Raw genomic sequence first — 6,370 nt, forward strand, 5'->3', positions numbered from 1 at the left:
GCCCCGCCGCTTCGGCTCGTCCCGCCGCTTGGGCTCGTCCTCCGCGCCCGGGGCGCCCATGTTGCGCCGCACCGCGTCCAGGATGGTCAGCCCCTGGCCGACCAGACCCGCCGCGATCTCGCCCAGCCCGTCCGCCCCGTTGAGGACGTTGACGTTCGCCCCGGAGAGCCCGGAGGCGGCCTCCTTGACGATCTGCGGCAGTTGGTCGATCAGCATGCGGTCGAGCGCGACCCGGCCGTGTGAGGCCGCCGCCTCGGCCTGGATCTTCATCCGCTCCGCCTCGGCCAGCGCCACCACCCGGATCCGCTCGGCCTCCGCCTCCGCCGGTTTCACGATCTCGGCCACCAGCTGCTGCTGCCGCAGATCGGCCGCCCGCTGGGCCAACTCCGTCCGCGCGGCAAGCACTTCCTGCTGTGCGTGCGCCTCCGCCAGCGGTCCGGCCTGGGCGGCCTGCGCCTGGGCGCGGTCCACCTCGGCGTTGTACTGGGCCTGCACCACCGCCGTCTGTCGTGCGTACTCGGCCTGGTTGCGCGCCGCCTCCTGCTCCGCCTCGGCCGACGCCTGGCTGGCCTGCGCCTGGGCGATCTGGGCCTGCCGCTGGATGGCGGCCTTGTGCGGGGCGGACATCGCGTCGATATAGCCCGTGTCGCCGTCGTCGATCGACTGGATCTGCAACGAGTCCACGATCAGACCGATCTTCGCCATCTCCGCCTTGGAGGTGTCCAGCACCTCGGTGGCCAGCTTCTGCCGCTCGGTGATGAGCTCCTCGACCGTCATCGAGCCGATGATGGACCGCAGATGACCCGCGAAGATCCGCCCCGTCAGCACCGCCATCTGCTCCTGGTCGGAGAGGAACCGCTGCCCCGCGTTGACGATGGACTCGGTGTCATTGCCCACCTTGAACGCGATCACCGCGCGCACCGTCAGCGCGATGCCCTGTCGGCTGACGCACTTCTCCGCGACCTCGGCCTCACACATCGCCAGCGTCAGGAAGCGGACCTTGCGGAAGACCGGAAGCACGAACTTGCCGTGCCCGGTCACCACGCGAAACGGCGCACCCCCATGTCCTCGCCTGCCACCCGAGATCAGCATCGCCTGGTCGGGTGCGGGCACGCGGTAACCGAACATCCTTCGTCTCCTCAACCGGCGCCGCCGGCCCCGCCGGACGACGCGTTCAATGGATCGGTCCACTCGATGACGTCGACTTGGCGGGAGCCGCGGAAGTCGATCACGAGGACGGACGCGCCTTGCGGCAGCGGGTCGGAGGACCAGGCGAGGAATGTCTCCGAGCCGCCCCTGACGCGCACCAGGACCTCGCCGGGACCACTGGTACCACGGGTGCCGAGAAGCAGCACCCCGGTGCGACCGATCACAGGATCATCCGGTGTCATGCGGCAGCCCCCCGTCGTTCCGCTGCTGAAATCCGACGTTAGACCGTTTTCCCGGCGCCGGATACGGTTGTGCGCAGCGGGGATCGGGCGAACCGCCACCCGCGTGGACGGCCGCTACGAGGTGGCGTCCTTGGCGTCGGTGTCCTTGGCTCCGTCGGCCTTGGAGTCGGTGTCCTTGGAGTCGGTGTTTTTGGCGTCGGTGTCGCTGTCCGCGTCGGCCTTGCCCTCGGCTTCAGTTTCAGCCTCAGCCCCGGCGTCCTCCGAGTCCTCGAAATACGCGTCGAGCACCGCGTCCAGCTCCGCCGTCCAGTCCTTGAGGAGCTTGCGGGCCGGTGCCTCGACATCGGCGGTGTACCAGCGCCGGTTGGTCGTATAGACGGTGATCCCGAAGCGCTTGCCGAACCGCGGGGTGTCGACCTCCACCGCGCCGATCTCGTCCCATCCGAACTCGGCCTTCTCGCCGTCGAGTTCGAATACGACCCCTCGGCGCCCGGCTCGTATCGCACCGCGCCGGTCGGACACCTCGAAGACGGCCCCGCCGTCCTCGTCCGCGTCCGGGTCCTCGTCGTCGTCCGCTTCCCCGTCGGACGCGACGACGTCCTTCGACGCGTCGGCTTCGCCGTCGGACTCCGCCTCGGCCTCGACGCCCTCTTCCTCGTCGAGCTCCGGCTCGTCCTCGGCGGTGACTTCCTCCGGCGGCTGCTCCGCCGCTGCCTTGTCCGGGGCGTCCTCCTCCACATCGGCAGGGCGCGGGGACGTCAGGCCGGGGATGTACCCCGGATCCGTCCCGGCGGTGTGCATGGGCGGGATGATCGGTCCAGTGCTCTGCTCCACGGCCGGAAGTATTGCCGATAAACCTGTGCCGACGACAGGCAACCCCGGGGCCAATCGAGCCGACGCGGAAAAGCCGCAGGTTACGCGGAGCCGATTTCGGCGGGGCCGTAGCGGTCGCCCGGCGGGCGCGCCCCTTTACCGTACCTTTACTATGGATGTGGGGACACTTGACCTACCAGGGGCTTCGCCCCTGGATCCCCGGGGTCTGGGGCGGAGCCCCAGCAACGGGAAGGGGCGGGGAGGGGAACAGCCCGCCGCAGGCGTCAAGACCCGTCGGACACGCCCTAGCTGTGTTGTCCCAGCACTCTCCCAGCGACGTAAGGAGCACCGGACCCGCAATGGGCGAACCTCCCAGTACCACCCGTGCCATACCCCGCCCGCCCCTCAGCGGAGCACCCCTTGACGGGCAGACGAGGGTGGCACGGTGACCGAGATCCTGCTGCTTCTCCTCGCGCTGGCCCTCACCCTCGCCTGCGCGCTCTTCGTGGCCGCCGAGTTCTCCCTCACCACTGTCGAGCGTGGCGCCCTGGAGCGTGCCGCCGAAGCCGGTGAGCGCGGGGCCGACAGCGCGCTCACGGCCGTGCGCCGGCTGACGTTCCAGCTCTCCGGGGCCCAGCTGGGCATCACCGTCACCTCCCTGGTGATCGGCATGCTCGCCGAGCCCTCGCTGGCCGCCCTCCTCGAAACCCCGCTCACCGCGATCGGCCTGCCCGAGGGCGCGGCCTCGACGACCGCCGTGGTGCTGGGCGTGGCCGTCTCCACGGTGGTGCTGATGGTCGCCGGGGAGCTGGTGCCCAAGAACTGGGCCATCTCCCGCCCCCTGCACGTAGCCAAGGCGGTGGCTGCCCCGCAGCGCGCCTTCACCGCCGCCTTCGCCCCGCTGATCCACCACCTCAACAACACGGCCAACCGTCTGGTGCGTCGCATGGGCCTGGAGCCCGCCGAGGAACTGGCCTCCGCCCGTACGCCGGACGAGCTGGTCGCGCTGGCCCGCCACTCGGCCGCCGAGGGCGCGCTGGAGCAGGACGCGGCCGAGTTGTTCGTCCGTACGCTCCATCTGGGCGAGCTGACCGCCGAGAACGTGATGACCCCGCGCGTGGACGTCCAGGCGCTGGAGGCCCACGCCACCGCCGCCGACGCCGCCAACCTCACCCTGGCCACCGGGCGGTCCCGCTTCCCCGTCTACCGCGACACCCTGGACGAGGTGGTCGGCACCGTGCACATCCGCGACGTCCTCGCCCTGGACGCCGCCCGCCGCGCCACCACCCCCGTCACCGACCTGGCCACGCCCCCGCTCCTGGTGCCCGACAGCCTCCCGGTGGACCGGCTGCTGGACCGGCTGCGCCGTGCGCACACCATGGCCGTCGTCATCGACGAGTACGGGGGCACCGCGGGCATCGCCACCCTGGAGGACATCGTCGAGGAGGTCGTCGGCGACGTCCGCGACGAACACGACCGGGACGAGACCCCCGGCCTGGTGCCCCTCGGCCCCGGCGGCTGGGAGGCGGACGGCGGCGTACGGCTGGACGAGCTCACCGGCATCGGCCTGACCGCCCCCGAGGGCCCGTACGAAACCGTCGCGGGCCTCCTGGCCACCGCCCTGGGGCGCATCCCGGCCGCCGGGGACACCCTCGAGACGGACGACGGCTGGCAGCTCACGGTCCTGAAGGTGGACCACCACCGCGCCGACCGCGTACGGATCACGGAGGCCGCCAAGGCTGTCCAGACCGCCCAGTCCCCCGAGGCCGCCCGATGACCGTCGTCCAACTCACCATCGGCGCCCTCACCCTCCTCACCAACGCCTTCTTCGTCGGCGCCGAATTCGCCCTGATCTCCGTGCGCCGCAGCCAGATCGAACCGCGCGCCCAGGCGGGGGAGAAGCGGGCGCGCGGTGTGCTGTGGGCGCTTGAGCACCTTTCCGCGCTGATGGCCACCGCCCAGCTCGGCATCACCATCTCCTCCCTCGTGCTGGGCGCGGTCGCCGAACCGGCCATCGCCCATCTGCTGGAGCCCGGCTTTGACGCCGTTCACGTGCCGCACGCCCTGGTGCATCCGATCGCGTTCGTCATCGCGCTCACGGCGGCCACGTATCTCCATATGCTCATCGGCGAGATGGTCCCCAAGAACATCGCCCTCGCCGCGCCCGAGCGCACCGCGCTCCTCCTCGGCCCGCCGCTGGTGGCCCTCACCCGCCTCCTGCGCCCTGTCGTCTTCGGCGTCAACGCGTTCGCCAACGCGCTGCTGCGGCTGCTGAAGGTCGAGCCGAAGGACGAGGTCGAGTCGGTCTTCACCGACGATGAACTCATCCGGCTGGTACGGGACTCCAGCGACGCCGGACTGCTGGACAAGTCCGGCGGCGAGCGGCTGCGCGACGCCCTGGAACTGGGCACCCGGCGGGTCGGCGACATCCTCGTCCCCCTCGACGAGATGGTCACCGTCGACCACCGCGTCACCCCCGACCAAATGGAACGCACGGCGGCCGCCTCCGGCTGCTCCCGCCTCCCGGTCACCGGACCCGGCGGCGCCATCCTGGGCTATCTGCACATCAAGGACACCCTCGGCGTCGCCGACCGGGACCGCCCCTTCCCGCGCACCGCCGTCCACACCGTCCCCCGCGTGCGCGCCGACACCCCGCTGGACGACACCCTCACCACCATGCGCGCCACCGGCGCCCACCTGGCCGCCGTGACGTCCGAGACCGGCACGGTCCTGGGCTTCGTCACGATGACGGACGTCCTGGACGAACTCGTGGGCCCGGCCACCCCGGCGTAGCCGGGGGTGTCACACGGCGCGCTCAGGACGACGGCCGGACCGGACCGACCAGGGACGTAACCGCGCCGCTCAGGACGACGGCCGGACCGACCAGGGACGTAACCGCGCCGCTCAGGACGACGGCCGGACCGACGGATGAACCGACGGACGGTCCGGCCGTACGGAGAACGCCGTGTCCCCGGCCGTCGCCACGATCGCGTCCTTGACGAGCACCACCCTCGGCTCCGCGTCCTGCGCCGAGGTCCCGGGGTCGTTCAGCGCGGCCGTGCGCCACGCCTCCTTGCCGTCGTCCACGTTCAGCGCCAGCAGACGGCCGAAGCGGTTGGCGAAGTACAGCTGCCCGTACCGCCGGGACAGCACCGGCTCGGACAGGCTCTCCGTTTCCGTCACCCGCTGCCACAGCTCCCGGCCGCTGTCCGCCGCCACCGCGGTGACCGTTCCGTTGGGACGGACGAAGTAGACGGTGCCGTGCAGCAGGGTCGGCTTGCCGAGCACGGGGCGCCGCAGCGGGATCCGCGTGGTCTCGCCGGTGCGCGGATCCACCCGCACCATGGCGTTGTACGGGCGCTCGTACCCCGAGTCGTACACCTCCTTCGCGGTCTGCGGGATCAGGAACAGCGGCTTGCCCTGGACCGCGCCGAGGGTCAGCGCCTTCCGCGGGAGGGTGGTGAGGTGCTGCTGCGTGCCGTCGGAGGGGTCGAGCCGCAGCAGGTCGTACGGGCCCTCGGCGGCCAGGCCGTCGGAGCCGCTGGGCGCGCACAGGGCGTACGGCGCGCCACTCAGCGACGTCGGCTCGCAGAACTTCCCCTCGGGCGCAGGTGACTGCCACAGCCGCGCACCCGACGGCCCGTAGGCGACGAGCTCCCGGGCATCCGGCGACAGCGTCAGCACCCCGCCGCGGAACATGCGCACCGAGGCGGAGCCGCTGATGCTCCGCTCCCACCGCTGCTTCCGGGTGACGACGTCCAGGGCCACCACGAACCGCCCGCCCTCCTCCGACTCCCGGTAGGTGTAGACGATTCCGTCCCGCACCCCGATGGGCCGCGCCAGCTGGGGGCGGGTGCCCCACCGCCACTGGACGTGGCCGGTGGCGGCGTCGACCCTGGCGACCGTGAACCCTTTGCCGCCGCAGTACAGGGTGCGGCCGTCCTCCGGTGCGCATCCGGGCTCGTCGTAGACGAGGGGCGGCCCCTCGGTCCCGACCCGCAGCTCCGTCCGCCACGGCCGCCAGCCCTTGGGGAGCGAGGCGGGCTGCTGGGAGTGCGCGGCGTCGGCGGTGGCGGACGCGTCGCCCGACGAGTCCTTCATGCCGGGGGCGAAGACCGCCGCGGCGACGGTCAGCCCGGTGACCGCCAGGGCCACCCCGGCGGTGG

The 6,370-nt window shown here is 71.9% G+C and carries 6 protein-coding genes; 2 read left to right on the forward strand and 4 right to left on the reverse strand.

The window, feature by feature from the left end:
* The 3 genes from GWI24_RS38635 to GWI24_RS38645 all read right to left on the reverse strand — a co-directional run.
* On the reverse strand, positions 1-1,128 hold a 1,128-nt coding region (locus GWI24_RS38635), incomplete at its 3' end, for a flotillin family protein (protein ID WP_210950704.1).
* A gap of 11 nt (positions 1,129-1,139) precedes the next feature.
* The gene (locus GWI24_RS38640) at positions 1,140-1,391 is read right to left on the reverse strand and encodes a hypothetical protein (protein WP_210950705.1); all 252 of its coding nucleotides are present in this window, start codon (positions 1,389-1,391) and stop codon (positions 1,140-1,142) included.
* A gap of 114 nt (positions 1,392-1,505) precedes the next feature.
* Positions 1,506-2,225 (reverse strand): hypothetical protein, encoded by a 720-nt coding sequence (locus tag GWI24_RS38645; protein WP_308344235.1) that lies wholly within the window; start codon positions 2,223-2,225, stop codon positions 1,506-1,508.
* Positions 2,226-2,649: 424 nt separating this feature from the next.
* On the opposite strand from GWI24_RS38645, the gene GWI24_RS38650 reads away from it, so the two are divergent.
* Both GWI24_RS38650 and GWI24_RS38655 read left to right on the forward strand, forming a co-directional pair.
* The gene (locus GWI24_RS38650; RefSeq protein WP_210950706.1) at positions 2,650-3,981 is read left to right on the forward strand and encodes a hemolysin family protein; all 1,332 of its coding nucleotides are present in this window, start codon (positions 2,650-2,652) and stop codon (positions 3,979-3,981) included.
* Positions 3,978-4,997 carry a hemolysin family protein gene (locus GWI24_RS38655; RefSeq protein WP_210950707.1) on the forward strand — a complete coding sequence of 340 codons (1,020 nt, stop codon included), beginning with the start codon at positions 3,978-3,980 and terminating at the stop codon, positions 4,995-4,997. Before GWI24_RS38650 ends, GWI24_RS38655 begins: the two co-directional genes overlap by 4 nt.
* Before the next feature lie 111 nt (positions 4,998-5,108).
* Here GWI24_RS38655 and GWI24_RS38660 read toward each other — a convergent pair.
* Positions 5,109-6,370: PQQ-binding-like beta-propeller repeat protein (locus GWI24_RS38660; protein ID WP_210950708.1), on the reverse strand; the 1,262-nt coding region annotated here is incomplete at its 5' end.

The organism is Streptomyces sp. MK37H (assembly GCF_018035285.1).
Lineage (GTDB): Bacteria > Actinomycetota > Actinomycetes > Streptomycetales > Streptomycetaceae > Streptomyces > Streptomyces endocoffeicus.

Coding starts and splice junctions, on each gene's coding strand:
- GWI24_RS38640 (WP_210950705.1), bottom strand. CDS start 1,391: ATGACACCGGATGATCCTGTGATCGGTCGCACCGGGGTGCTGCTTCTC.
- GWI24_RS38655 (WP_210950707.1), top strand. CDS start 3,978: ATGACCGTCGTCCAACTCACCATCGGCGCCCTCACCCTCCTCACCAAC.